Annotated in this window: 23 protein-coding genes and 1 riboswitch; of the genes, 6 read left to right on the forward strand and 17 right to left on the reverse strand. The window is 35.8% G+C overall.

The annotated features are described in order from the left end of the window. Positions 1-37: 37 nt before the first annotated feature. From R0F62_RS05475 to R0F62_RS05485, 3 genes are all read right to left on the reverse strand, one after another. Entirely contained in the window at positions 38-274 is a 237-nt protein-coding gene (locus R0F62_RS05475) for a hypothetical protein (protein WP_274979088.1), read from the reverse strand. A 92-nt stretch (positions 275-366) separates the two neighbouring features. Further along, positions 367-1536: an ATP-binding protein gene (locus R0F62_RS05480; RefSeq protein ID WP_274979089.1), complete on the reverse strand. Its 1170-nt coding sequence runs from the start codon at positions 1534-1536 to the stop codon at positions 367-369. A 66-nt stretch (positions 1537-1602) separates the two neighbouring features. Continuing rightward, complete coding sequence (locus R0F62_RS05485) at positions 1603-4197, reverse strand: valine--tRNA ligase (protein ID WP_317051355.1); 2595 nt, start codon at positions 4195-4197, stop codon at positions 1603-1605. Positions 4198-4446: 249 nt separating this feature from the next. On the opposite strand from R0F62_RS05485, the gene R0F62_RS05490 reads away from it, so the two are divergent. Next, entirely contained in the window at positions 4447-5649 is a 1203-nt protein-coding gene (locus R0F62_RS05490; protein WP_317051356.1) for a hypothetical protein, read from the forward strand. A gap of 50 nt (positions 5650-5699) precedes the next feature. Here the strand turns inward: R0F62_RS05490 and R0F62_RS05495 are convergent, their stop codons facing one another. Next, positions 5700-6215 (reverse strand): gamma carbonic anhydrase family protein, encoded by a 516-nt coding sequence (locus R0F62_RS05495; RefSeq protein WP_010962614.1) that lies wholly within the window; start codon positions 6213-6215, stop codon positions 5700-5702. Between the two features lie 144 nt (positions 6216-6359). On the opposite strand from R0F62_RS05495, the gene secG reads away from it, so the two are divergent. From secG to R0F62_RS05510, 3 genes are read left to right on the forward strand one after another with little or no spacing between them, the layout of a single operon-like run. Next, positions 6360-6680 (forward strand): preprotein translocase subunit SecG, encoded by a 321-nt coding sequence (gene secG / locus R0F62_RS05500; protein ID WP_274979092.1) that lies wholly within the window; start codon positions 6360-6362, stop codon positions 6678-6680. After that, positions 6680-8284, forward strand: a complete 1605-nt coding sequence (locus R0F62_RS05505; protein WP_317051357.1) for a CTP synthase — start codon at positions 6680-6682, stop codon at positions 8282-8284. Before secG ends, R0F62_RS05505 begins: the two co-directional genes overlap by 1 nt. 25 nt (positions 8285-8309) lie before the next feature. Continuing rightward, a complete protein-coding gene (locus R0F62_RS05510) occupies positions 8310-8717 on the forward strand; it encodes a nucleoside deaminase (RefSeq protein WP_010962617.1) in 408 nt (135 codons plus the stop codon). A 40-nt stretch (positions 8718-8757) separates the two neighbouring features. On the opposite strand, the gene R0F62_RS05515 is transcribed toward R0F62_RS05510, so the two are convergent. Beyond that, positions 8758-9960: an MFS transporter gene (locus R0F62_RS05515; protein ID WP_394356549.1), complete on the reverse strand. Its 1203-nt coding sequence runs from the start codon at positions 9958-9960 to the stop codon at positions 8758-8760. 178 nt (positions 9961-10138) lie between these two features. Continuing rightward, entirely contained in the window at positions 10139-10405 is a 267-nt protein-coding gene (locus tag R0F62_RS05520; RefSeq protein ID WP_038198831.1) for a hypothetical protein, read from the reverse strand. Between the two features lie 714 nt (positions 10406-11119). Here R0F62_RS05520 and R0F62_RS05525 point away from each other — a divergent pair. Together R0F62_RS05525 and R0F62_RS05530 are read left to right on the forward strand one after the other, a co-directional pair. After that, positions 11120-12172, forward strand: coding sequence for an ATP-binding protein (locus R0F62_RS05525; RefSeq protein ID WP_274979094.1), 1053 nt, complete (start codon positions 11120-11122; stop codon positions 12170-12172). Between the two features lie 595 nt (positions 12173-12767). Beyond that, positions 12768-13766 carry a pyruvate dehydrogenase complex E1 component subunit beta gene (locus R0F62_RS05530; protein WP_010082654.1) on the forward strand — a complete coding sequence of 333 codons (999 nt, stop codon included), beginning with the start codon at positions 12768-12770 and terminating at the stop codon, positions 13764-13766. Here the strand turns inward: R0F62_RS05530 and R0F62_RS05535 are convergent. The 11 genes from R0F62_RS05535 to pgsA all read right to left on the reverse strand — a co-directional run bounded on the left by R0F62_RS05535 (position 13742) and on the right by pgsA (position 25606). Continuing rightward, positions 13742-14116 carry a TrbC/VirB2 family protein gene (locus R0F62_RS05535; protein WP_006279664.1) on the reverse strand — a complete coding sequence of 125 codons (375 nt, stop codon included), beginning with the start codon at positions 14114-14116 and terminating at the stop codon, positions 13742-13744. The two genes, R0F62_RS05530 and R0F62_RS05535, sit on opposite strands and share 25 nt — an antisense overlap. 854 nt (positions 14117-14970) lie before the next feature. Then, positions 14971-16767: a translation elongation factor 4 gene (lepA, locus tag R0F62_RS05540; protein ID WP_010082651.1), complete on the reverse strand. Its 1797-nt coding sequence runs from the start codon at positions 16765-16767 to the stop codon at positions 14971-14973. Positions 16768-16842: 75 nt separating this feature from the next. Then, positions 16843-18237: a malonyl-CoA decarboxylase gene (locus R0F62_RS05545; RefSeq protein WP_317051359.1), complete on the reverse strand. Its 1395-nt coding sequence runs from the start codon at positions 18235-18237 to the stop codon at positions 16843-16845. A 1294-nt stretch (positions 18238-19531) separates the two neighbouring features. Next, positions 19532-20224, reverse strand: coding sequence for a thiamine diphosphokinase (locus R0F62_RS05550; protein WP_274979167.1), 693 nt, complete (start codon positions 20222-20224; stop codon positions 19532-19534). Next, positions 20205-20480 carry a SemiSWEET family sugar transporter gene (locus R0F62_RS05555; RefSeq protein ID WP_274979166.1) on the reverse strand — a complete coding sequence of 92 codons (276 nt, stop codon included), beginning with the start codon at positions 20478-20480 and terminating at the stop codon, positions 20205-20207. Before R0F62_RS05555 ends, R0F62_RS05550 begins: the two co-directional genes overlap by 20 nt. Further along, positions 20469-20571: riboswitch (TPP riboswitch) on the reverse strand. (Overlaps the previous gene by 12 nt.) Before the next feature lie 76 nt (positions 20572-20647). Further along, positions 20648-21493 (reverse strand): SPFH domain-containing protein, encoded by an 846-nt coding sequence (locus tag R0F62_RS05560; protein WP_274979169.1) that lies wholly within the window; start codon positions 21491-21493, stop codon positions 20648-20650. A 7-nt stretch (positions 21494-21500) separates the two neighbouring features. Then, the gene (locus tag R0F62_RS05565) at positions 21501-22439 is read right to left on the reverse strand and encodes a M23 family metallopeptidase (RefSeq protein ID WP_038198862.1); all 939 of its coding nucleotides are present in this window, start codon (positions 22437-22439) and stop codon (positions 21501-21503) included. A gap of 3 nt (positions 22440-22442) precedes the next feature. After that, positions 22443-23183, reverse strand: a complete 741-nt coding sequence (locus R0F62_RS05570) for a YebC/PmpR family DNA-binding transcriptional regulator (protein WP_274979165.1) — start codon at positions 23181-23183, stop codon at positions 22443-22445. Between the two features lie 59 nt (positions 23184-23242). Continuing rightward, complete coding sequence (locus R0F62_RS05575) at positions 23243-23950, reverse strand: outer membrane protein assembly factor BamD (RefSeq protein WP_010962627.1); 708 nt, start codon at positions 23948-23950, stop codon at positions 23243-23245. A gap of 60 nt (positions 23951-24010) precedes the next feature. Then, a complete protein-coding gene (locus R0F62_RS05580) occupies positions 24011-24952 on the reverse strand; it encodes a hypothetical protein (RefSeq protein WP_274979164.1) in 942 nt (313 codons plus the stop codon). A gap of 120 nt (positions 24953-25072) precedes the next feature. Then, on the reverse strand, positions 25073-25606 hold the full coding sequence (pgsA, locus tag R0F62_RS05585) for a CDP-diacylglycerol--glycerol-3-phosphate 3-phosphatidyltransferase (protein WP_010962629.1): 534 nt from the start codon (positions 25604-25606) through the stop codon (positions 25073-25075). Positions 25607-25621: the final 15 nt, after the last annotated feature.

Here is a 25621-nt window from a genome sequence, read left to right on the forward strand (position 1 = left end):
GTGTACCATTGTACTTATAAGTCTAGTTAGCTATGGATCAAGGTAGAAGGCACTGGCATAGTCCAGAATCACATAAAGGGTCATTCAGCTTATGTGATGGTCTGGATGTGTATTGCTGTGATTCTCCTATAGAATTTTCAATTTTCCTGTTAGTCTGCTTATTCGACACCTCTCCAATATTATATTTAATACAAAAATTTTTAATTATAGTATAAGCAGAAGTTTCAATCTTGTTGTTTAACTTTTCAACTATATAATTTATAAAATATTCCACATCTGCTGCTGAGATAGAGAGTGTTGTAAGTCTTGTTTCGTTTAAAATTCTTGAGATAGCATGCTTGTACTTTTTATTTTTTAATTTTTCATTCAGACCATCTTCAGTATATTCTTAAGTATATTTCCTTCTATCATAGTAAACTTGAGTTTACTACTCAAACGACTTCCCCTAACAAGTGATGCATCTAAATCTTGCAGACTAACATTAGTTGTAGCAAACACCGTCACACCTTTATCAGCTTCATCGAATCTAGTGAAAAAATAATTTAAAGGTACTCGATTGGCATCAGTGCGTCCCTTGCCAAAGCTGTCGATTTCATCTATAAGAACTATACAAGGAGCGTTTTCGTTTGCTTTATTAAAAAGCTCATTTATATTTGATTTTTCAAGCAAATCAGCTCCAGAAACTTTTATAAATGTAGTTAGAGATATCAGCTGATCCCCAATCGCCTCAACAATTGAACTCTTACCAGCTCCTCCTGGACCGTGAAAAATGAATCCTCTTTGTATTTTTTCTTGCTCTTCTTCTGAATCACCTGATTTTGCTGAAGACACTATATTAATATTATTTTTTATTGATTCATAAATATTTACTAATTTTGTTTTTATCTCTTTTATAAATATAAAATCCTCAAATGCTTTCTTCCCTCTTTTTTCACCTTTTGCGCAAAATTTCATAAAAATCTTTTCTTGTGTTTTACTTTCTGTTGCAGCACTAGCAATCTTTGCCTTTAGCTCTTCCATTTCATCTTTTGTTGCAGCACTACCAATTAGCTTTTCAACTTCATTACTAAGCTTATTTATCTCTTCTTTTGTTGCAACACTAGCAATCTTTACCTTTAGCTCTTTCACTTCATTGTTAAGCTTATTTAGCTCCTCTTTTTTTGCAGCACTAGCAATTAGCTTTTCAATCTCATTGTACTGACTACTAAGCCTCTTATTTAGCTCTTTGATTTGAGGCTCTAAGCTTTGTATTATATTTTCTTGCTCTTTAGCTAATCCATTTTTTTCATTAGGTTCTGCTTTTTGTGCATCAAGCTTTTTATTCTGGCTGATCATTTTACATGAAAGTACAAGCACCAGAACAGAAAGTATAGACAAACTCAAAGCAACAGGAAGAGCTACATTAAAGGCTGCAACTGAAGACAAGAACTCAACATAAGGGGCAACGGCAAGTGTCCCAGACGCAAGCAATACCAAAGTAGCAAGAGCACCAGCTATAAGATACGGTGCATTGGCTTTATTATATAAATCCCCCATTATTATTCCCTCATACTAATAATGATTACAATAGCATGGATATTAAAGGAAGTAAAGCTATAAAAATCAATATAAATCTATATTCACTATGTATTTCTCGTCTTCAGTTTCAAGCTCAGACTGCATCCACTCTATCGTTTCCGCATTGCAAACTGCCTGCAAATCATCCTGTGCGGATTGATCCAACTTATCCTCTCGTAGATCTGCTTTTATCATCAACTTTTTTATCAGATGCTTAACTGATACATTATTATCTGCCTTTATCTTTCTGATAATGTTTAATATCTGAATAACATTATCTCCCATTTCCTCTGAATATTTATCGTAGATAAGTTCTTCTTTGCTTGGCCAATTACTTTGATTGTGTACAGAATTATAACTATACAACTGGTGGTATATCTCTTCTGTAATGTATGGCAAGAAAGGTGCAAATAACCGCAAAATAACATTTAACACATACGCCAAGCTTTGTTTTGCACTTAAGGTTGCTTCACTGCTTCCGTACGCACGTTTTTTTACTAACTCCAAGTAACTATCACAAAAATCCTTCCAAAAAAATTCCTCTATTGCGCCCAAAGCTTCGCAGTATTCAAACTGTAATAGGTTATTTGTTGCTCTTTCTATAACTTTGTATAACTTAGACAATATCCACTTATCCATTGTCTCGTGAGCAGAATTTATGCTCATCACTTGATGCTTTTCCATGAACATGGAAACGAACTTGCTAGCGTTCCAAAGTTTTGTAACGAGGCGCTTGCCAATTTTGAATGTATTTTCAGAGTAGACTGTATCAACTCCAAGCCTTGAGTTCGCTGCCCAATAGCGCACTACATCAGCTCCATAAGTTTCAAGTATTACATGAGGAGTGATGATGTTACCCTTTGATTTACCCATCTTTTTCTTATCATCTGCTAAACACCAACCGCTGATCATAATGTTTTTCCAAGGTAAAGAATTTGCATGATAATGTGCCTTTAAAATAGTATAAAAAGCCCAAGTTCTTATTATCTCATGGCTCTGGCTGCGCAGATCTGCAGGAAATATCGTATCATAGCGATGATTTGGTAAGCTAAACTCACTGTTTACTGCCAGTGCACTTAGTTGAGGAGTAATTGAACTTGTGGCCCAAGTATCCATTACATCTTGATCTGGGATAATCTCTTCTTTGCTATACCCTTTTGGTAAATCTTTCGATGGATCTATAGGTAGGGCCTTTATTTCAGCTAGGATGATTTTGCCCTCTTCTCCTTTACGCTTGGAATACCACGCTGGAAATGGCACACCAAAATAGCGCTGCCTTGAGATGCACCAGTCCCAATTTAGCCCTTCTATCCACACTTCCATGCGTTTACGCATATTGCTTGGGTGCCAATTGCATTCTTTTACTTTATCTAATACTTGAGCTTTTTGCTCTAAGGTCTTGATAAACCATTGATAAGTAGGCAATATCTCAAGTGGTGCACCAGATCTTTCTGCACACTTAACAGAATGAGAAATGTTAGTGCTTTCTACCAAAAGTCCTTTTTCAGTTAGGATTTCGATTATCCGCTTTCTTGCTGCTGTAACTTTCAATCCATTTATTTCATTTAGTATATCGTCTGTCATCCGAGTAGCTGACACTGGGATCCATTCTTCTTTCTGATCACACCCACCTTCCTTTGTCATCTGAGTAGCCCTTTCTCCTGTCATCCCAGTAGCCCCTATGGTGTCATCCCAGTGCCCAGACACTGGGATCCATATTTCTTCCTTCTGACCATGTACTGAATGAAGGCTCATCCTCCCATCCTGATCGATGATAATTTTCATCGGTAGATTATGCTTTTGCTGCCAATATATGTCGAGTTCATCACCAAACGTACAGCACATAACAAGCCCAGTGCCTTTATCTATTTTAACCTTATCATCAGCTATTATTGGAACTTTTGTCTCTGTGATCGGCACCACGGCTGTTTTTCCGATCAGATGGGTGTAGCGCGCATCCTCTGGATGACAAAAAACTGCAACACATGCTGGAAGTAACTCAGGTCGCGTAGTTGCAATGTTGATCTGCTCATTTTCTTCAGTAGAGAAAACTATCGTATTTAAGGATGACTCAAAAACTTTATCTTCTATTTCTGCTTGCGCAATTGCTGTTTTATCAACCGGGTCCCAAAGGATGGGCTGCATTTTTCTATATGCATACCCTTTATTATATAGATCAATAAACGACATCTGTGAAAGCGTCACAGTTTCCTTGCTGATCGTGTGATATTCCAAATCCCAGTCATAACTAATGCCGACCGATTTAAATAGTTCCTTGAATTCTTGCTTTGATTTTTCAATAACCTCATGGCACATCTCTATAAATTTTTCCCTGCCAACTTCTTTTGCGCGGGTTTTATAGGTTTGCTCAACCAATCTTTCAGTGGGAAGCCCATTATCATCAAACCCAATTGGGTAAAACACATCTTTTCCCAGCATGCGCTGAAACCTTGCAATAAAGTCCGTGTGGCAATAGCTAAATATATGGCCAATATGCAATTTACCCGATATTGTCGGTGGAGGTGTGTCTATAGTGAAAGTGTTATCCTTTTCACCATTCCACCTGTAAACTTTACTGCCTTCCCACAATATGTTGCATTTGTCTTCAACTTCTTTAAAGCCGTATTTTTCTTTTAACATAAATATTTCTCAATTTTAAACTTTAAGCTAGCAACGTCATACCGCCGCGGTATCTCTAGATCCCGCTAACAAGCAGCGGAATGACGATGGTCGGTAAACCTAAATTACTTTAGCTATAGCACAATTACGGCAATTTTACGCCAAAATTTTTTGTTTACGAACATAAATTTTCTATGCTATGATAAAAATATTACTTGACCTTAGGTTCTAAGGGTGTTATGTAATGTTAAATTATAATTGAGGTTCGTTATGCTAAGTTTAAAGGGTGGTATAATAAGGGTTGCCGATGGTAAAATGGTGCTTGTTATAAAAAAATATGATTATGAAAAATTTAAAAAGTATAAAGACTTAGATAAAGGTGCTATAATTGATGGCAAGTTTTATGTGATCTGTATGCTAAATGATCAACAACTATGTATTACTGGTTCTTATCCTCAAGCAGAACAAGGAGATAATATAATCATGAATGTAAAATCCGTTGCGCAAAAGGGTGGCAAATATTTGAGTTGCCTAGACCAAATGAAAAGTCTGTTAGGCTTTAAAGATGAGAAAGAGGAGATTGTGGTAAAAGACCTATCTTGCCATCCCATAATACAATTGTTAGAAAGCAAAAATGTTAAAATAACAGAATTGGAAGCTGCAGAAGGGCAGTTAAAGGGGAAAAATGAAGAATTAGAAGCTGCAAAGAAGAAAGCTGAGGAGGAATTGAGAATTAAAACACAAGAATTACAAGATCAATTGGACACAGCTCAGCAGGAAAAACAAGACTTAGAAGCTGAAGTGGAAAAACTAAAGGCAATAGATTCTACAGCGTTGCAGCAGCAGTTAGAAGAGAAAAATGCTAAAATAATAGAATTGGAAGCATTAGATGCTGTGGCGTTACAGCAAAAGTTAACAGAGAAAGAGAATGCAATGACAGCATTAAAAGCTCAACCAGATGCTGCTGTTACGAAGTTAGAGGGTGAAAAAACAACACTAACAAATAAAATAAAAGATTTAGAAGCACAGTTAAACAACCAACCAAATGCTGCTCAGTTAAAAGCCAAAGAGGATGAAATAAATAAACTAAATGATGAAGTTGCGCAGTTAAAGGCAGCACCAAATGATACTGCTGCTCAGTTAAAAGCCAAAAAGGATGAAATAAAAGACTTACAAATATTGACTGAAGCTGAGGAGAAAAATAGAAAACTAGAAGATAAAAGCAAAACAACTGAGCAACCAAAACAAGGCAATGGAGCACGGTACACTGCTACTGTTGGTATGGGTCTTGCTGCTGGACTGATAGCATTTACTGCACTTGAACATACAGTTAAGTTAGAGATGTTAGTAATGATTGGTATAGCAGTAGCATCTGCACTCGTAGCCGGTGGTATTACATATGCAGTATTACCTAGTACTCAAGTAGATGGGGCAAAAGCACAAGAAGTAAATGAGAATGGGAAAAAGAAGTAACAAGGGTTAAGCCGAAATGTACGTGTCAAGTAAAACACTTGACGCGAGCTTCAGTTTTTATATTCCTTCATTAGCATAATATAATTTTGTGCTGATTGTGTAATATGTTTAATTTCTTCATTCGACATTTTTTTGAAGAATTTTGCTGGCCTGCCAGCCCATATTTCCCCACTTTTTATCACTTTTCCGTGTGTTACCAGTGAGCCAGCAGCTACCATAGCTTCAGGCTCCACAACTGCATGGTCCATCACGGTAGAGCCCATACCAATAAACGCCTTATCATGCACCGTGCATGCGTGCAACACACAAAAATGTCCCACTGTTACCATGCTGCCAATAATTGTGTCACCACCTGGGTTTCTATCCACATGAATTACCGTTCCATCTTGAATATTTGTTCCATTACCTATTTTGATTGATCCAACGTCCCCTCTGATTACACAATTAAACCAGATGCTTGCATCTCTTCCTATTTCAACCTTACCTATGATATGCGAACCACCTGCGATGAAAGCACTTTCGTCTATTTTTGGTTCATAATCTTTATATTTTAAAATGTGATACATATTAAGCCCAAAGTCTTATGCATATGTTAATCAAAATAAGGTAAGCAGTAAATACATACTTAGATTTCAAGTTATTTGGGTGACAGATGTTCTTGACTTACGTGCTTTGTACTGCTAAGATTTTTATTTTCAGCCCTATCTATAATGTCAGTAGCGGTATTAAGTATATTTCAAATAATATTGGTTGTTGTGTTAGTAATTTTAGTGCTCTTGCAGCTGCCTGGAAGTAGTTCGTTAAGTGGTTTTAGTAATACACAACAGGGGGGCAATTCGATGATTCCAGTGAAATCTTCTGAAAACCCGCTCAGCAGAATAACGGCTATTGTTGCTGGATTGTTTATTATAAACACATTGCTATTGTCAGGATTATATTCAAAAGACGTACATAAAAAATCGATTGCAGAGAAAATTATATTAGAAAAAAAGCAAGAAAGTGAACCTACTTCTGTTCCATTTGAAAATTAATGAAGGAAGCTAAATTTATCTTTGTTACAGGTGGAGTTGTGTCATCGCTTGGTAAAGGCTTAGTTGCTTCAAGCGTTGGTGCGCTTCTTCAAGCTCACGGTTTTAAGATCCGTATCAGAAAACTTGACCCGTATCTCAACATTGATCCTGGGACAATGAACCCAACTCAGCACGGAGAGGTATTTGTGACCGAGGATGGTGCTGAAACTGATTTGGATCTTGGGCATTATGAGCGTTTTACTGGAATTAAAGCAACAAAAGATGACAATATAACAACTGGTAAGATATATCATGAGTTATTGAAGAAAGAGAGGCATGGTGATTATCTGGGCAAAACTGTGCAAGTCATTCCTCATGTGACAGATTTGATCAAATCGTTCATTTTTAATGGTACGGAAGGTTTAGATTTTGTAATATGTGAAATAGGCGGAACTGTAGGTGACATTGAAAGCCAACCATTTTTGGAGGCTATACGTCAAGTTAACTACACATTAGGAAAACAAAGAGTTATCCTTATTCACTTAACTTTAATACCATATCTTACCGCAGCGCAAGAATTAAAGACAAAACCAACGCAGCATTCAGTTCGAGAGTTAAATTCCGCGGGGTTACAACCAGATATTATATTATGCCGCAGTGAGAAAGAAATTTTCGATAATCAAAGAGAGAAAATAGCTAAGCTTTGCAATGTTTCTTTATCCAATGTGATACCTGCCCCTGATGTGAGTCATATATATGAGTTACCGGTGTTGTATAGCCAATGTGGGCTTGATACGCAAATTTTGGAGCACTTTCATTTAAGTAAGCCAAAACCAAGCTTGACTGAATGGGATCAAATAGTGCATTCCATAAGGCACCCAACACAGGAAGTTACTGTATCTATAGTGGGAAAATACACCGAATTCCCTGATGCATACAAATCACTGGTTGAAGCATTAAATCATGGTGCGATTAGTAATAAAGTCAAAGTAAAGATAAATTGGGTTAACTCAAGAGAGAAGGAAGAAAAACCTATAAATGAAAAACTTATAGGAGAGAAATTACAGAATTCTCATGCAATCCTTGTTCCAGGGGGGTTTGGTGATGACGGAGTAGAGGGTAAAATATTAGCAATAAATTATGCCCGTACAAATAATATCCCATTTTTCGGAATTTGCCTTGGTATGCAGCTTGCAATTATTGAATTTGCTCGTAATGTTGTTAAGCTTGAAGATGCACACTCTGAAGAATTTCGTAACTGTAAACATCCAATCGTTAAGTTAGCTGGCGATCAAGATGACGATCTTGGTGGAACCATGAAACTTGGGGCATACAAATGTAATATAAATGCAAACTCTAAAATGATGGATGCATATAGTAACACTACTATTTCAGAAAGACACAGGCATAGATACATAATCAATTCAGATTATAAAGATGATTTGGAAAAAAATGGGCTGCTATGCAGTGGCATATCAGAAGATGGAACGTGCATAGAGGCAGTGGAGTTAGAGAGTCATCCGTGGTTTATTGGTGTGCAGTTTCATCCAGAATTTCAATCAAAGCCGTTTTCTCCTCATCCTCTTTTCGTGTCGTTCGTTAAAGCAGCAATTGATAAGAAATAAGTGCCTAGTGTTTAAGTATCAATATATGGAGCTTGCCATAGAGCAAGCCAAACTCGCTCAAAAAAATGATGAGGTGCCCATAGGTGCTGTAATAGTGAGTGGAGACAATATCATTTCTTCTGCACACAATATATCCAGCGATCCAACTGCACATGCAGAGATGTTAGCGATCAGACAAGCATTTTCAACTCCCACGCTTTGTGATGCTGATATGTACGTAACATTAGAACCATGTCCGATGTGTGCTCAAGCTATTTCCTTTGCCAGAATTAAACGATTGTACTTTGGAGCTTATAATCCAAAAGGTGGAGGAATTGAAAATGGTGCTAAGATATTTCAATTTTGCAGCCATATACCTGAAGTTTATGGTGGGATATTAGAAATAGAATGCTCTTTTTTGTTAAAGGATTTTTTTGAGAAACTAAGGACCTAATTTAGGTTACGGTATAAATCTAAGAGAAAACTGAGAACTTTCACAAATCAAAATTTTTATCTTGCGGTTTTATTTGCAATATTGCTACCACACTGATCAACAAGCAGAAGACTATATAAAGCCCAGCAGCAAGGTTTGTTTGAGGAAATGTTACAGTCAACCAAATACAAACCATAGGAGTAAATCCTCCATGTAACGCATAAGAGATATTGCGTGATAAGCTCACACCACTAAATCTAACATTGGTAGAAAAGAGTTCAGATGCAACTATTCCTATGGGAACTATACCCCTTTCTATTATAGAGAGAACCATTACGCTCAACGCAATCACAAGATAATTTTTATAGTAATATGCAATAGATAACGCAGGACAACACAGTGCCATTGTAATTGCTATAAATAAGATTGCAGTGCGCTCTTTTCCAACTTTATCAGCCAACATTCCAAACGCTATTGAAGATATCGGCATTAATACACTGGTTATAATCAATACAATTTCGTTGATATATGTTGTTACATAAACATCCACTGATGCTATTTCCTTTGCGAGAGTTCGAAGAAATATGGTAAATCCAACAGCAACATTAACAGGTACAGATATTAAAATAGCAAGTATAAGAGCTCTCTTGTGGCGTTTTATAAGCTCTATTATTGGCAAATCAGGTAAATTTCTTTGTTTTCGATTTTTTTCATATGCTGGAGTTTCTCCCAATGTGTATATGCTATACGCGCTAATTAATCCTAAAATAGCTGAGAAAATAAATGGCAATCTCCAACCCCAGGTACAAAAATCAGTAGTTTTTTTGCAGATAATCACTATCACCGCAGAAAGCAAGACGCCAATGGAGCGACCAAAACCCATCATTCCAAAATACATCCCTAAGTTCTCTTTCCTACTGGATAAATGCTCTATAAGATAAACAGAACTTCCTTGTTCACCACCAAGTGCAATTCCTTGTGTTATATGGATTGCAAGAAGCAATATAGTAGAAATTATACCTACTTGATTGTGACTTGGAATAAATGCAATGAGACTTGATGGTATCGATATTAGCAAGATAGTAATTATTAATGCTATCCTCCTTCCATATCTGTCACCAACGTGACCAAATATGAATGCACCAAGTGGCCTTACAATTGCACCTAGCCCTACAATTCCAAATAATTGCAGTATGTTACTGTAGACATCTTTTGCAAAACAAAACTCTCTGCTGATTATGTTAATCAAATCAATAAAAAGCATGTAGTCATACCATATTGCGATTCTGCAGAGTATGGTTGATATCAACACCCTTGTTTGCACTAAATTCAATTCGTAAATGTTTGCTTATTCTATTCTGGCTGCTTTTTGGGATTTTACAACCTAAACATATGGAGTTGACTTTTTTATTATGGTGTGTGATAATTGCAATGAATATAGCTTATTTAGCAGCACTTATAGCAGCAGCTATAATAAAAATAGCAGCAGTAATACTTTGTGCTATAATGTGTATAAGCATTTTCTTTATATTATTTAAGGGAATTAAAGAACACTTAGATTCAAAAGGATTTCTATCTCTTCTGAAAACAGTAGGTGTAATTTCTATAATACTATCAATTATATCTCTCCCACTTATTATATTAAGCCTTACTACTCCGTCACCTCTGGTAGTAGGTATAGTAGGTGGTATCGTTGGTGCTATTTCCATAATACCATTAATAGTAGCTTACATTTTGCTTGTGGCTATATCGAATATCTTTATTACCAAGTCTTTATAAATTTGAGCTAATGTTACTGTCTTCATTTCTTCTTGGTTGTAATATTGCTGAAAGTTATCTATTTCCATAGGTATAACATATAATCTGATTTTATAAGATATTCTACCGGGATTAAAATATCGTAAATCTTAGGCGTTATAAACAAAATTTACAGGAAAAATAAGATGATACTACTCAAAAAGGCAAACAAGACGGTATTTTTCTGGCATAAGTTAGCGTTCAGCTTTACCTTTCCTTGCAAGACATTTTAGAGCTATTATGTCTTACTTCTTGAAGATACAAGTTAGCGTTTTTAACCCGAATTCTGGATTGGAGATTAAAAAAAACAAGAATATCAATAGCTTATTGTTTTAGCATTTACGATAAAGCAGTAAGCATTTTAAGACTAGTTACTAATTTAGTAAAATTCAAGACTTTCAATAATTTACCTAAAATCTAATCCAGAATTCGGGTTAATAATAAAATCTTGTTTTTTGAAAATGAATTTGGTAAACTTTAAAGATGTATGTGACAATATGGTGATATATTATTTTTAGTATTTAATAAAGTACGTACTTGATAATTTTTCTGGACGCTCTAATCAAGCTAAAATAGGTAAGCTAGATAAAGTTATTCTTAGTTTAAAATTGGTATAAGGTATTAAGATGAAAAAAATTGAAATTTCAGAATTACTAAAAAGAATTTCAATCTGTTTACTATGCGTGGCAACTATTGTCTCTATCGCTTTTTTGTTTGCCTATATGCATACAATGTTGCTTAGTAAAGGGTATGAGTTAGCTGCACATTATGTTAGTGAAGCTATGCCTTCTGTGTTACTTGTCGTTGTCCTTTTTATTGTTTGGTTTGTATATGATCAAGTATTCAGCAAACTAAAGGAAGTAGAGCTGCCTATATCGATAGAATTAGCTAATTCAGATGATAAAAGAATAACATTTGCTGATGCTATAATTGATGACCCCTTAAAACAACGGTTGCAGATGATTTGCTGTGGCAAAATGACAGAAGAAACGCACAAGCTGCTTGGAAATAAAAGTATTAATTCACTAAGAGGTTACATATTATATGGCCCTCCTGGAAATGGTAAAACACTTATCGCTCGTGCAATTGCAGGTGGATCAAATATGAATTTCATAAGCATCTCAGGTCCTGAACTTATTGGAGTATATATTGGTCATGGTGCACATGCTGTACGCGAGCTTTTTAAAATAGCAAAAAAATATTCTCCTTGTATAGTCTTTATAGATGAAATAGATGCAGTTGCACAAAAAAGAAGTACCGCTAATGACTCAGCTTACCATTGTCGAGAGAGTTTAACACAGTTGTTAACTGAAATAGATGGATTTAAGAGCAGAAAAGATATAATAGTAATTGGTGCAACTAACCTTATCGGTGGTATAGATCCAGCACTTATTAGACCTGGACGTTTAGGTCAGAAGGTTTATATCCCTAATCCAAGCATAAGGACGAGAGAAAAGATATTGGCACTTTATATGCGAGGTATAAAAACTGATGAAAAGCTAAGCCTCCAAGGCATTGCAGGCAAGACTGAAGGCTATTCTGGGGCTGAGTTAGAGCAATTAGTGAATGAAGCAAAAATGCGCGCTGGTGAGCAAAGACGGCTTATAGTGAGTGAGCAAGATTTCAGTGACGCGCTTCACGGGTTAAGTCCAGAACAAGAAAGAGATAGAACAAAGTGAGTTTCAAACGCGAAGACACAGATAGCAGAAACTTCTTTTATACGGTAAACATAAAAATTGAAATTATAGAAGTGTAGCTGAGCCAACCTTCGTTATTCTTATTATTACCCACAAATAAAGACATGGTATTGCATTTACTCAAATAATTTAATTTTATTAACCTGAAAGCTTATTGGATTAAAATTATTAAATTAAGAGTTATAATTTTAGCAACTAAAAGCTGTAAATTGCACCATATAAACAGTTATTTCAAGCAAAAGTTATACTGACCTTAGCCAGAAAAAGTGGTGGAAAAGTTAGGAATGTTTTTTACAAAAAAAGACAGTATCAATAAAAAGGATTTTATTCTATTTGAAATATAAAATTATCATGTATTTTTCTGTTATTCCCAAGTGAATTATTATTAACTTAGCAGTATATATTATTAAAAACACAAGCAATACAATCATTTTTAGCAACCAAAACCAGCAAGCGTGAGAAGATTTTTTTTTGGAATGAGTTGGTCATGATGTTTGTAAAACTTAATTTGTACACTTTACTTACCCCCAGTAATTCTGATATAGTTACTTTAGTTAAAGTCTATAAAAGTTTATAAATGGCAACCTTAAGTGTAAGAGAAGCTTTATGCACAGCAATTAGAGAAGAAATGCAAAACGACTCTGATGTGCTTATCATGGGTGAAGAAGTTGCAGAGTATGATGGTGCTTATAAAGTAACGAAAGGATTACTGAAAGAGTTTGGAGAAAACAGAGTAGTTGATACGCCTATTACCGAACATGGATTTGCTGGCCTTGCTGTTGGAGCGGCATTTGCTGGATTAAAGCCAATAGTCGAGTTTATGACTTTTAATTTTTCTATGCAAGCTATTGACCAAATTGTGAATTCCGCAGCAAAAACAAATTATATGTCAGGCGGACAACTTGGATGCCCTATAGTATTTCGTGGACCAAATGGCGCTGCAGCAAGAGTTGCTGCACAACATTCTCAATGCTTTGCAGCTTGGTATTCGCATATACCGGGGTTAAAAGTAATAGCACCCTATTTTGCCTCAGATTGCAGAGGTCTGCTTAAAGCTGCAATTCGTGACCCTAATCCGGTAATATTTCTAGAAAACGAAATAGCTTATGGACATGAGCATGAAGTTTCTGACTCTGAGCTATCAAACAAAGATTATCTACTTGAGATAGGCAAAGCTGCTGTTATACGGGAAGGAAAGGATGTAACTATCACTGCTTTTTCATTAAAATTAATGGATGCCTTAAATGCAGCAGATTTACTTTCGAGTAAAGGTATAGAAGCTGAAGTTATTGACCTCAGAACCTTAAGACCACTTGACACTCAAACTGTTATTAACTCTATTCAGAAGACTAATAGGTTAGTTAGTGTAGAAGAAGGATGGCCATTTGCAGGAATAGGAGCAGAGCTGTCAGCCGTTGTTATGGAACAAGGATTTGACTACCTTGATGCTCCAGTTGTACGTGTAACTGGCAAGGACATCCCCTTACCTTACGCTGCAAATCTAGAAAAAAAAGCATTACCGCAAGTGGAAGATATAGTTGAAGCCGTGCATCAGGTCTGTTTTAGAAAAAAATAGTTCTTTTTTGTGTCTCCTGTTCCGCATTGGTCCATCAAAGAAGTATTTCCAGTGCCGCCTATACCACCCATTACTTTTATGACGATAGTTTTAGCACCGAAAAATACAGCACAAAATATACCGAGTGCAAAAAGAGCTGGCCATGGCATTCTACCAAATATCGCAAGCAAAGCTGCACCTATTATCACTACGGTCATAAGCGGTCCGCCTATTCCCCAAACGTAGCCAATAATGTTACATATTACTTGAGCAGTTGTATCAGTATTAGTGTCAGCGGCAGCACTCCCAACATGAGAAAAAGAAATAAATAATACTATAAAAAGAATATTAAAAACTTTCCTAGGGTTCATCTCTATACCTTAAATTTAGATATTGCAATTATACCTAAAATACTATAATTTTTAGTAAAACTAGCATAAAGATTGAATAACAAACGGTGCCACAAAAGTAGTTGACACACAACTGCACAAATATTGTAATATAGACATAGTAAACGATATTATTCCAGTGCTTGACGCTGGAATCCAGACTTTAATTGTTATATTTATAAATAAGTCTGGAACGTTCATCTCAAATGCAGTATTTTTGTTGAAATAGCTCAACTGGATCCCAGTGTCAAGCACTGGGATGACAGCAGTCCTACGTCATACCGCCGCGGTATCTCAGCCGCTAACAAGTAGCGGGATGACGGTTGTCGTTTAGCCATAAACATTAAGAAATTTACCAAATGAAAAAAAAGGCAAAAGAAGCCCCGTGGTTGGCTAATTACTTACATTATACTTTCAAGTATGGCGTTTTTTTATTCTAAATGCTTAATAACCGCGATTCAGTTGCTTTTAAACCGCAACTAATCTAAATTAGAAACATTAAGAAATTTACTAAACAGAAAAAAAGGCAAAAGAAACCCTAGGGTAGCTAGTTATTCACTATCCATTTTTTAAGTTGGCGTTTTTTTATGTTTTAAACGCTTTATAAGCGCGTTTCAGCTTATGTAGGTAGAAGTTTGATAAAGACATAAGGTGCACATAGTGCAAAAAATTAAACATGAGACGCCAGATACGTGAGTTTTTTTGTCATTTAATCTGTACAGAGAAGATAAATAAATAGCTTCAGTTTCATGATAAGGGGGCTGGCGGAGCTTGTCAAGTAAGTTTTTTCGTTTCTAACGGTTGTTGCCAAAAACTATACAAGAAGTCTTTTAAGATCAATCACTTATCTTCAAGGCTTGAATAAAAGCATTCTGTGGAATATTTACGTTCCCTATAGAATGTAACCTTTTTTTACCCTTCTTTTGCTTTTCAAGTAGTTTCATTCTTCGCGTTACATCTCCACCATAGAGTTTAGCTGTTACATCTTTTCTGTATGGGTTAATCGTTTCTCTGGCAATAATTTTTCCGCCCACTGCCGCTTGAATCGCGATTTTATATTGCTGACGTGGTATTAAATCCTTCAAGCGTGCACATATTTCACGCCCCCTTTTTTCTGCCCTACTTTTGTGAACGATACAAGCCAGTGCATCTACGGGCTCTCCATTAATTAAAAAGCTTAATTTATCTATTTGGCTTACCAGATAGCTGGAAATTTCCCAATCCAAACTTGCATATCCTTTGGAAATTGATTTTAATCGATCATAAAAGTCAAAAACAACTTCAGACAGTGGTAATTTATATCTTAACAATGCTGTTGTTGTGTTACCAATGTAAGATAAATCCTCCTGTTCTCCCCTCCTTTCTTCACATAGAGATAGAATATCACCTAAGTATTGATCAGGAACCATTATGGTTGCGGTAATCCACGGTTCTTCCACAATTTCAATTTTCGTTGGATCTGGCATATCACTTGGGTTATGAATATTCAAAACTTCACCACTTCGTGTTGTAACCCTATATATAACACTCGGTGCAGTTGCTGTTAGATCTAAATCAAACTCTCTCTCGAGTCTTTCTTGAATAACTTCAAGATGCAACATTCCCAAAAAACCACAACGAAATCCATAGCCTAGTGCATTTGAAGTTTCAGCTTCGAAGGTAAAACTTGCATCATTTAAATGTAACTTCTCTAAAGCTTCCCTTAGATATTTAAAATCATCCGTTTTGTGAGGGAAAATGCTACAAAATACCACAGGATGCACTTCTTTAAATCCAGGAAGTGCTTCACTACAAGGTCTCTTTTCCTCAGTGATAGTGTCTCCTACCTTGCAGTCTGCTACTTCCTTCATTGAAGCAGTTATAAAACCAACTTCACCCGCTGAAAGTTCACCCGTCATCACTTTTTTAGGGGTGAAAATACCGATATTATCTATCTGATATGTAGCATTATTAGACATCATAACAATTCTCATGCCTTTTTTTAGCACTCCATTTTTAACTCGCACTAAAATTACTACTCCTAAGTAAGTGTCATACCAACTATCAACCAAAATTGCTTGCAGTGGAGCATTTACATCACCTTGAGGAGCTGGAAGTTTTGCTACTATTGCTTCCAGTACATCTTTTATTCCAAGTCCAGTTTTTGCTGATATTAAAACTGACTCACTTGCGTCAATGCCAATTACTTCCTCAACCTGGAGTTTTACCTTTTCTGGATCTGCAGCAGGAAGATCAACTTTATTGAGCACAACTATTATTTCATGGTTGTTGTCAATAGCTTTATATACATTTGCAAGGGTTTGTGCTTCAACGCCCTGGCTACTATCTACCACTAAAAGTGAACCTTCACATGCGGCTAAGCTTCGGCTTACCTCGTAAGAAAAGTCAACGTGACCTGGGGTGTCCATGAGATTTAGGCAATATTGATTACCGTCGTTTGCCGTATAATTGAGTTTTACCGTCTGTGCCTTAATTGTAATCCCACGTTCGCGTTCTATATCCATTGAATCGAGTATTTGATTGATCATTTCTCTTGCTTCAAGGCCGTTACATTCCTCTATTAAACGGTCAGCAAGCGTTGACTTACCGTGGTCTATATGCGCTATTATTGCAAAATTTCTTATGTTGTTCATTTATGGCTATTTTACTTAAGTAGAACCATTTTACATTTTAAGTGTTGTGAGGGCAATCCTTTATTAAGAGACTATTTACTCCTTCAACATAGACGACACTTTTTTCGAGCAGGAAATCACTTTATTAACCATATAGTTTTCATGATTATTATCTATTTTAGGCAACTCATACAGATAATTTACCATCATTCCAGCCGATTGACTAATACCTTTTTCAGAAGTATCCGCCATCCAGTTTAATTGTTTTATCGATGCACCATTGCTTAAATGAAAATGCGCCACCGGATCATAAGCATTCCCATTACTATTATTCACTTTTAGTAAATAATATGCACATAGCTTAAGCATGCATTGTTTAGTTTCATTTATACATTCAATGTTAATTTTTAATTGCTCTGCACTTTCTAAAATTTCTGCACTAGATTGTTTTATATTTAGTTTGCCCAATAAAGTGACATCTTGGTTTAGATTGTTTTTTAGCCATTTCGTAAAGCCAGGTATTGGAGAAAGAGTTGCATATGTTTTTATACTTTTAAACTCCTGTGATAGCTTTTCTACAACCCTTTTGATCAAAAAATTACCAAGGCTGATTCCAGATAACCCTGCTTGAGTGTTTGATATTGAATAGAATATAGCAGTGCTTGCATTACTCGGATCATTTGAAGGTACTGACTCATCTAAAAGGTGTTGAATACTATCTGCAATCTTATCCACCAATGCAACCTCTACAAAAATTAGAGGTTCGTTTGGTATCTTGTAATGAAAAAAAGCAAAACAGAGACCCAGCCTGTTTTTTAAGTCATCCCAAGAGGAAATTTTATGCACAGCTTCATATTTTATAAGTTTTTCTAGCAATGATGCAGGTGAATCCCAGGTGATTTGACGAAGATCAAGTAGATCAACATCAACCCAAGTATAGAGTATATTTTTTAATTCGCTTTCTAGTGGATTCAAGCTTCTATATTGGTTCTTTAGCTTAAGCACGTCAGAACGCATATCAACAATAAACTTAAGGCCTTCTGGTAAAGAAATAAATTGCTTCAATATTTTAGAACGCGGTGATTCAAGAATTTTTATTAAATCCTGTTCAAATTTATAGTTTAACTCGGGATCTTGGTTTTTCTTATACTCTCTAATTTTCTCATCTATTTCCGCTTTATTCGGATTAAATTTTTCTGCCAGGGTTTGTAGAAATTTTATTTTACCTTTCTCTGATAAGCTTAAGTACAAGTTACCAAGAGATACAGCGTTTTTACGTGCTGAAACCTCCCCTCCCTTTGGATTTAAGCACTCGTTCATCTTCAAGACTAAACTATCGATATCGCGACTGTTGCTTAAATCAGGACTGATGTTACCAATCCACGATCTTACAGCATCTGCCACTCCACCTAGTATTTTAAAAAAGCTTCTTACCGCCTTTTTGTCTTCAACTTTCACTATATCAGTTTTTACCAATGATTCTTTTGTCATAGATTCCCTTTATTATACATAGCTAATGCAAGTCAGGGTCATACCGCTGCGATATCTCTAGATCCCGCTAACAAGTAGCGGGATGACGAATTTGTCGTTTGTCAAATCGTCGGTAAACCCAAGTTATTTTAGCTACATATAGCTTAAGTTAAAGGAAAATTTTAGCTACATAGCAGGCACTATTACTAGATTATTAATAATTCAGTAATACAATAGACTTCTTGCACTACCTCCCAAGCCACAACTGTCATTCAGTAGAAACGAAAAAACTTGCTTAACAAACTCCGCCAGCTCCCCTATCATGAAACTGAAGCTATTGTATTTGCTTTCGCCAATCTGCAGATTAAAAGGTAAGGATTACTTAATGTATCGGCGTCTTATGTTCAATTTTTTGCAGTATATAGATACTGTATGTCTTTACAAAACTTCATCTACATCTAGATTTTTATCTAAATAAGCTGAACGCGCTTATAAAGCGTTACAAGACATCAAAAAATGCCAATACTCGACAGAGATAGTAAAAGACTAGCTAACTCGGGGATTCTTTGTCTTTTTTTCTGCTTAGTAAATTTCTTAAACGTTTGCAGCGTAAGTTAGTTGCAATTAAAAGCGGCTGAATCTCGCTTGTCAAGCGTTTAAAACATAAAAAACGCCAATATTTTAAAGCGGATAATAACCTCAGGGCTTCTTTTGCCTTTTTTTTCGTTTGGTAAATTTCTTAATGTTTATAGCTAAACGACAATCGTCATCCCGCTACGTGTTAGCGGGATCTATGTTAAGGTATAGTAGGGGATCTATGTTAAGAGATACCGCGAATGAATCGCGGTATGACGGTGTAATGATGGTTAAGTAATTCGTCATCCCGCTGCTTGTTAGCGGGATCTCTTGTTAGCGCCGCGGCAGAATGACGGTTCGTAGCGGTATGACGGTTAAGCAATTTGTCATCCCACTACGTGTTAGCGGGATCTCTTGTTAGCGCCGCGGCGGTATGACGGTTCGTGGCGGTATGACGGTTAAGCAATTTGTCATCCCACTACGTGTTAGCAGCTAAGAGATACCGCGAATGAATCGCGGTATGACGGTCTGCGGCGGTATGACGGTTCGTGGCGGTATGACGGTTAAGCAATTCGTCATCCCGCTGCTTGTTAGCGGCTAAGAGATACCGCGGCGGTATGACGTAGGACTGCTGTCATTCAAGTAGCTGAAACTGGAATGACACGTCATAAAGGAACCAGTGTCAGCTACTTGGATGATACCTTTTTTCTACTTAGTTTGGGTTATGCAAGAAGTCTATTTACTTCTTAACTTGACGCACATGATGTCTTGCAGCATCATCTACTGTCTCTAAATAAATCATTGCTAGACATATACCACTGTGTACTTCTACGGATACCTTATTGCCTAAACTTCGATTAAAGCAAGATTTTTTTCCCGGAAAAGCAAGATTACTAAGGTGCAGTTCCCATTTTAATCCTTTAGTTGATATTTGAGCTCTCGGTATACCAAGTAAAGATATTTTAGTATTTTTTGGCAAAGAAAAAAAATGGGTAATACCTTTTTGTAAAGTGTAACCTACCATGGGAGGTGAAGGTGTGTAAAAGATACTGCCCGTACTTAGAAAAATGTTAATATTCTGTAGTATGTGATCAATTGCTCCTCCAGTAATACCCGTTACTATTGATGGCAATAACTTTACTGTTTTTAAGTGAGCCATTGCTTTAGAAAAGTCGCAATAATCTTGATCAGGTAGATATATCGTATTCAAATTAGCACGTAAATCCAGATTTACGCTATCCAAATCTCCTACTACAAGATCAGGTTTTACGCCAATTGATAGAAGCTTGTTTGCTCCTCCATCTACAGCAATAATAGGTATATCTCGTTTAAAAAACGATGAGCTCGGTATTTTTCCATTTAGCACTACAATAGAACGATATTGTTGTTGTGTACTGCAGTGCAGCACATGATCATGGTGCAGGTTTTGCATCGTAGTAACATTTTTGAATAATTGATATTATGCTAATCACTAATCCAGCAATATTGCTAAGCACCACAAAAATTGAGCTCTGGTAAAGACCATAGCCAATCCAAGACAATGAACAAATAAGATAGTTTACTAACATTAACATCGATACATCACGAGTAGCTTTAGTGATATATGCTTTATATACTTGAGGTGATAATCCAATTAGAGATGCAATTAACGCAATGAAGCCGAAGCATTCTTCAATATTTATATACATACATTTTCCTACGCTTGCTTTAACAATATCAGGTTCAAAGGGTTGTACTTTATGTACTCTCAGCTTTTCTAGAGCACCCCTAATGCGTGTAATTTATAACATCATTTAGTCTATTAATCAAGAAATTAATAGTGACTTGCATTTATGAAACCCAATCGGCTTCTATGCTAATTATTATCTAAACTAATCGTCGGTTGTGCATCTTGCACAGAGATTAGGGCAACCAACAAATTATTTATCAATTGAACCTTTTGCTTGCCATCTAATTGTAAGCTTTTGTTTTTTTCAAAATGAGCTATTACTTCCTCGACAATTCCTATTGCATTTTGCACTATATGCCTTCTTGCCGAAGTGATAGCATGTGCTTGTTGACGCCTTAACATTGCTTGTGCAATCTCGGACGAATACGCCAAATGCGATATTCTTGCTTCTGTAATCTCAATTCCTGCAATATCTAATCTTTGTTGTAACATTGACCGCAATTCATCTGAAATTTTATCAGAATTTTTACGTAAAGATTCCTCATTGCTCTCGCTGTCATACGGATAATTGCTCGCCAATTCTCTAATTACCGAGTCACTTTGTACAAAAACAAATTCGTGATAGTTGTTAACATTATAATACGCCTTTGCAGGACTGCTCACTCTCCAAACAATTACTGCAGAAATCTCTATTGGACTTCCATTTGCATCATTAACTTTTATTTTTTCTGTGTTAATATTCTGAAATTTTAGGGAAACTATATATTTGCTTGAAAAGGGAAGCGTTACACATATTCCAGACTTAAAATAAGTTCCAATATAATGACCAAAAAATTCTATCACTCTTGCTTCATTAGGGTCATTAATAAAAAATCCTTGAAGAAAAGTCAAAATTGAAACGGCAGCAACTCCAAGTGCAATTGTGCTGTCATATGCCAAAAAAAGCAGCGATAAAATTAATCCTAGCGCTATTAGTACAGGAAAAGCCCGAATTTGACTCAAATTTCTATCGTTTATCGTATTCTTATCCATATTGTCTTTAAACTTCTTTTTCACTTGAACTCTCTCTGTTGATCGTTTTATTTATCTTATTTACAAATAGTTTAAACTCTCTTAATTCATGATCAGGCAATTTTACTTCAGTTTTATGTGCTATCGTAAGCGGATCGATGTGTTTGCCGTTATATATAACTTCGTAATGTAAATGAGGGCCTGTTGCAACACCAGTGCTACCAACATAGGCGATGACCTGCCCCTGCTTTACTTTAGAGCCTAACTTTATATCGCCACTAAATCTACTTATATGCGCGTAACAGGTTGAATATTCATTTTTGTGTTTTATTTTGATGTAATTTCCATAGCCACCATTCTTTCCTATATATTCTATCACACCCTCTGCAGCAGCGTATATGGGAGTGCCAAGTTTAGCTGCATAATCCACTCCTTTGTGAAAAGCAATTTTACCGCGAACAGGATGCTTTCTATTGCCAAATTTTGAGGATATGCGATAATCTCCATTTAAAGGATTTGCAAAAATTTCGCCATTTTTTAAGCTTATTCCTTCTTTATTAAAATACCTTTCTTTGCCGTCTTGCGATTTATAATGATATAAACTAATAGCTTTCTTGTTTATTATCAGTGAAGCATATAAAATTTTTTCTTCAGTCTTCTGATTATTAGGCAATCTCTCAAAAAGAACCTCCAATTTACTCTTCGGCACAATGTCTTTTTTAAAATCAACACCGAAATCTTTATATATGTTGATCAATTTCACCACTGTATTTGGCGCCAACCCTTCCGTGGCAAAAAAGGAAGATTTTATGGTACTGGATATGAATAACAACTTTCTATCACTTTCTGTCGTCAAAGTAGCTTTTTTTTTTCTGATTCCATGCTGGAATGGCTGTGCAAGATCTGTTGATGTTTCAGCGGTATATAACGGTAAGATAAAGAGCAGCATAAATACAATCAGCTTCATCATTTAAACAGCATCAACAAAAGTAAAATTACCTTCCACATACTGTACATCATCATTATCTTCTAATTCTTCAACCAATGCAGATAATTTATCAATCAACTCTTTATCGCTAATTTCAATCAGATCTTTTGGCTGCCATGAAAGACGAGCAAGTTCTGGTTCTCCGAATTTTGCATAAAAGGCATCGCGTACTTTACCAAAATCTTTTATTTCACAAGTTATAACGTGTAATCCTTCTTTGTCATTTTCCTCAACATTCAATACTTCTAATTCGACTCCATGACTGAATAAATCATCAAAATTCACACCCTCTGCTTTATAGACGATTAAGCCTACATGATCGAAAAGGTAACTAACACTTCCTGTTTCTCCCAAGTTTCCACCCTTGCGAGAAAATATATAACGTACCTCAGAAGCAGTTCGGTTGCGATTATTAGTCAAAACATGGACAATGAGTGCAGTGCCAGAAGGCCCATGACCTTCATATTGGATTTCCTCGTAATTTTCTCCAGCAACGTTACCAGTTGCATTTTTTATTGCTGTTTCTATTTTATCTTTTGGTAGATTTTCCTTGCGTGCAGCAAATATAGCAGAGCGAAGGCGCGGGTTGAGTTCGGGATCGGGCAGCCCTTGCTTTGCAGCAACTGTTATTTCTCTGATCAGCTTCGTAAATTTTTGAGAGCGCTTTGCATCCTGAGCGCCTTTCCGATGTTTTATATTTGAAAATTGTGAATGACCAGCCATATTCAAATAGTTAAAAACCTAATTATATATCAAAGCATAGAAAAAGCTAAAGCAAATTTTCAAGCCTCTGGCTTGGCATCTTGCAGGTTTTCTGCTAATAACATACTTTCATACTGCTCAGCTTCTAAGTCAAGGCCAAGAGCTGAATGGGCTGCTATTAAATGGTTAATAGACTTAGAAAAATATTTAGAATCCTTATAGCTTGCCATATTCTGGAAACGCTTAATTGCTGCTAAATATTCACCACGCCTCAGGTAAAATTTACCGATAGAATACTCTTTTGTTGATATATGTTCTGTGATTAATTTTGCTCTTTCCTTTATCTCGTCTACATATTCGCTGCCTGGAAAGAGATTAATGTACTCAGTGGCTAGCTCTAAAGTTTTATATGCAGTTTGCTGTCCAAGTTGCACTTTATTAATTTGCATGTAATAAGATAATACTCTTAAGTAGTATACATATGGTAAATCTTCACCATTTGAATAAACATATATATAATCAGCCATATCACTTGCAGCACTGCTATAGTTACCCATATTATAGTGAGAGACCCCAGATAATAATTTTGCTTTCATTGCCCAATAAGAAAAAGGATACAAATCCTCTATCTTATGAAATGCCCTAATAGCTTGTTTATATTTTTTCTGGTCAAAAAGTTCAACTGCTTCTTCATATAGTTCAGTTTCAGTTTTTTCAAGATCATCCGCATACGATTGTGTAAAGGAGCAAATTAGGAAAATAAAGCACGTGATTAAAGTCTTATACATAAGATTTTTTTCGATCAAAATAAAGTATAGACCTAAATATTACTTAAATAAATAAATTTCTTAGGCAATAGCCGGTCCTTCTTCTTTATAACTACGGTCAGAACTACCTGCATTTCTTGATTCACCTCGTCCTTCCACTTTTGGATCTTTCAGCGTCTTACTGTAGGAATGTATAGTTAAGACCTGTACAGCCATAAAAATTGCAATACCTACCAAGCTTAAAGTAGGTCCAACAGCAGGATTTAAGGACGATGCTAATGCTATTAACATTATCCTTCTTATTAAAAATACAGAAGAACCAGCAAGCGCCAATCCGGCTACAGATATATTGCTAGTTTTCTTGCTAGATTTCTCATCAAGATCAGACTTTTCTGTTTCCTTTTTCTTATTTTTTTCATGCTTATCAATATAAGAAACAAGAGTTGCAAGAAAAGCAATTGCATTGGCAAGAAATAAAATTGCATCCTCTGCTGCTTCAAGTGAAGATGTTTCACCCATTATCATACCTACAATAACCAGTGCAGTTGTTATAGCCTCAATATAGATCAAACACTGACCTATATCAGAAATATTGTGCTCTTTTTCCTTTACTTCCTCTCCATTTTCAATAATCTCCAACTCTCGTTCTTTTTGTGCTATCTTCCTATTATTGTAAATTAAATATAGCGTACAAATAAGAGATAAGACTGTAAAAGGTAATATAGTGTGGCTTAGCGCGCCACTTATCACGCCAAGTAATACCTGATCGCTATATGTTTTTTCCAGTTCAATCGCCATCAGCAATGTAAATGGGACCATTGTTGCCAATGATGCACATTTTCTATATAGCTCTCTTTTTTTTAGTGCTAATAGTTCTTGTTCTAGCCTTTCTCTTTTGACTTCTTTATCAACTGTTGGCCAAAAATCCCAAAAAAACTCTTCTAATGGTTCAAAATCTCTTTTTTTCTTATTCTTTCCTGGAACCTTTTTAGTAGAAGAAAATTTGCCACTAGGTATTTTCATAATATTAACCTAATTAGTAGTAAGTTAATACAATTATACACCTTTTTGCTTTCTGAGTCAATATCACTAAGATATTAACTACTCTTGTCTATTAACTATTTCCTAGGAGATTTAATCAATCTATTTGATGCCGGCTAGGATATAATTATAGCCTGACCACATAGTTATAATAGCTGCAACCCATAAACAAATCGCACCTGTATATTGAATCATATAATAATCGTTCATTATTAGCGCTACTACAGCAACCATCTGCAAAAATGTTTTAATTTTTCCAGCTTTGCTTACAGGTAGACTAACATTTGTAGCTATCAGAAACTCCCGTAAACCCGAGACTAATATCTCCCGACAGATGATGATAATCGATGGTACTATTGTAAAATCATTTATCTTATGCTTATAAACTAGCATAATTATCGTTGAAACCACTATTAATTTGTCAGCAATTGGATCAAATAGCTTGCCAAACTTTGATTGGACTTTCCACGCACGCGCCAGGTAACCATCAAAAAAATCCGTAATGCACGCAAACACAAAGATTGATATTGTTATCAGGCCTGCATATTTATTTTCTATATAAAAACTTAATATTATTGCTGGTATTGCAAGTGCACGAGAAATTGTAAGCAAATTAGGCACGTTTTTTTTAAGCATGTAATATCATCTTAC

Source organism: Wolbachia endosymbiont of Drosophila aff. chauvacae BK-2020 (assembly GCF_032848195.1).
GTDB lineage: Bacteria > Pseudomonadota > Alphaproteobacteria > Rickettsiales > Anaplasmataceae > Wolbachia > Wolbachia pipientis.

What these genes read in the sequence shown, in the direction of transcription:
- R0F62_RS05480 (WP_274979089.1), bottom strand. Translation starts at nt 1,536, where the DNA reads ATGGGGGATTTATATAATAAAGCCAATGCACCGTATCTTATAGCTGGT.
- R0F62_RS05485 (WP_317051355.1), bottom strand. Translation starts at nt 4,197, where the DNA reads ATGTTAAAAGAAAAATACGGCTTTAAAGAAGTTGAAGACAAATGCAAC.
- R0F62_RS05490 (WP_317051356.1), top strand. Translation starts at nt 4,447, where the DNA reads ATGCTAAGTTTAAAGGGTGGTATAATAAGGGTTGCCGATGGTAAAATG.
- R0F62_RS05495 (WP_010962614.1), bottom strand. Translation starts at nt 6,215, where the DNA reads ATGTATCACATTTTAAAATATAAAGATTATGAACCAAAAATAGACGAA.
- secG (WP_274979092.1), top strand. Translation starts at nt 6,360, where the DNA reads ATGTCAGTAGCGGTATTAAGTATATTTCAAATAATATTGGTTGTTGTG.
- R0F62_RS05505 (WP_317051357.1), top strand. Translation starts at nt 6,680, where the DNA reads ATGAAGGAAGCTAAATTTATCTTTGTTACAGGTGGAGTTGTGTCATCG.
- R0F62_RS05510 (WP_010962617.1), top strand. Translation starts at nt 8,310, where the DNA reads ATGGAGCTTGCCATAGAGCAAGCCAAACTCGCTCAAAAAAATGATGAG.
- R0F62_RS05515 (WP_394356549.1), bottom strand. Translation starts at nt 9,960, where the DNA reads ATGCTTTTTATTGATTTGATTAACATAATCAGCAGAGAGTTTTGTTTT.
- R0F62_RS05520 (WP_038198831.1), bottom strand. Translation starts at nt 10,405, where the DNA reads ATGGAAATAGCACCAACGATACCACCTACTATACCTACTACCAGAGGT.
- R0F62_RS05525 (WP_274979094.1), top strand. Translation starts at nt 11,120, where the DNA reads ATGAAAAAAATTGAAATTTCAGAATTACTAAAAAGAATTTCAATCTGT.
- R0F62_RS05530 (WP_010082654.1), top strand. Translation starts at nt 12,768, where the DNA reads ATGGCAACCTTAAGTGTAAGAGAAGCTTTATGCACAGCAATTAGAGAA.
- R0F62_RS05535 (WP_006279664.1), bottom strand. Translation starts at nt 14,116, where the DNA reads ATGAACCCTAGGAAAGTTTTTAATATTCTTTTTATAGTATTATTTATT.
- lepA (WP_010082651.1), bottom strand. Translation starts at nt 16,767, where the DNA reads ATGAACAACATAAGAAATTTTGCAATAATAGCGCATATAGACCACGGT.
- R0F62_RS05545 (WP_317051359.1), bottom strand. Translation starts at nt 18,237, where the DNA reads ATGACAAAAGAATCATTGGTAAAAACTGATATAGTGAAAGTTGAAGAC.
- R0F62_RS05550 (WP_274979167.1), bottom strand. Translation starts at nt 20,224, where the DNA reads ATGCAAAACCTGCACCATGATCATGTGCTGCACTGCAGTACACAACAA.
- R0F62_RS05555 (WP_274979166.1), bottom strand. Translation starts at nt 20,480, where the DNA reads ATGTATATAAATATTGAAGAATGCTTCGGCTTCATTGCGTTAATTGCA.
- R0F62_RS05560 (WP_274979169.1), bottom strand. Translation starts at nt 21,493, where the DNA reads ATGGATAAGAATACGATAAACGATAGAAATTTGAGTCAAATTCGGGCT.
- R0F62_RS05565 (WP_038198862.1), bottom strand. Translation starts at nt 22,439, where the DNA reads ATGAAGCTGATTGTATTTATGCTGCTCTTTATCTTACCGTTATATACC.
- R0F62_RS05570 (WP_274979165.1), bottom strand. Translation starts at nt 23,183, where the DNA reads ATGGCTGGTCATTCACAATTTTCAAATATAAAACATCGGAAAGGCGCT.
- R0F62_RS05575 (WP_010962627.1), bottom strand. Translation starts at nt 23,950, where the DNA reads ATGTATAAGACTTTAATCACGTGCTTTATTTTCCTAATTTGCTCCTTT.
- R0F62_RS05580 (WP_274979164.1), bottom strand. Translation starts at nt 24,952, where the DNA reads ATGAAAATACCTAGTGGCAAATTTTCTTCTACTAAAAAGGTTCCAGGA.
- pgsA (WP_010962629.1), bottom strand. Translation starts at nt 25,606, where the DNA reads ATGCTTAAAAAAAACGTGCCTAATTTGCTTACAATTTCTCGTGCACTT.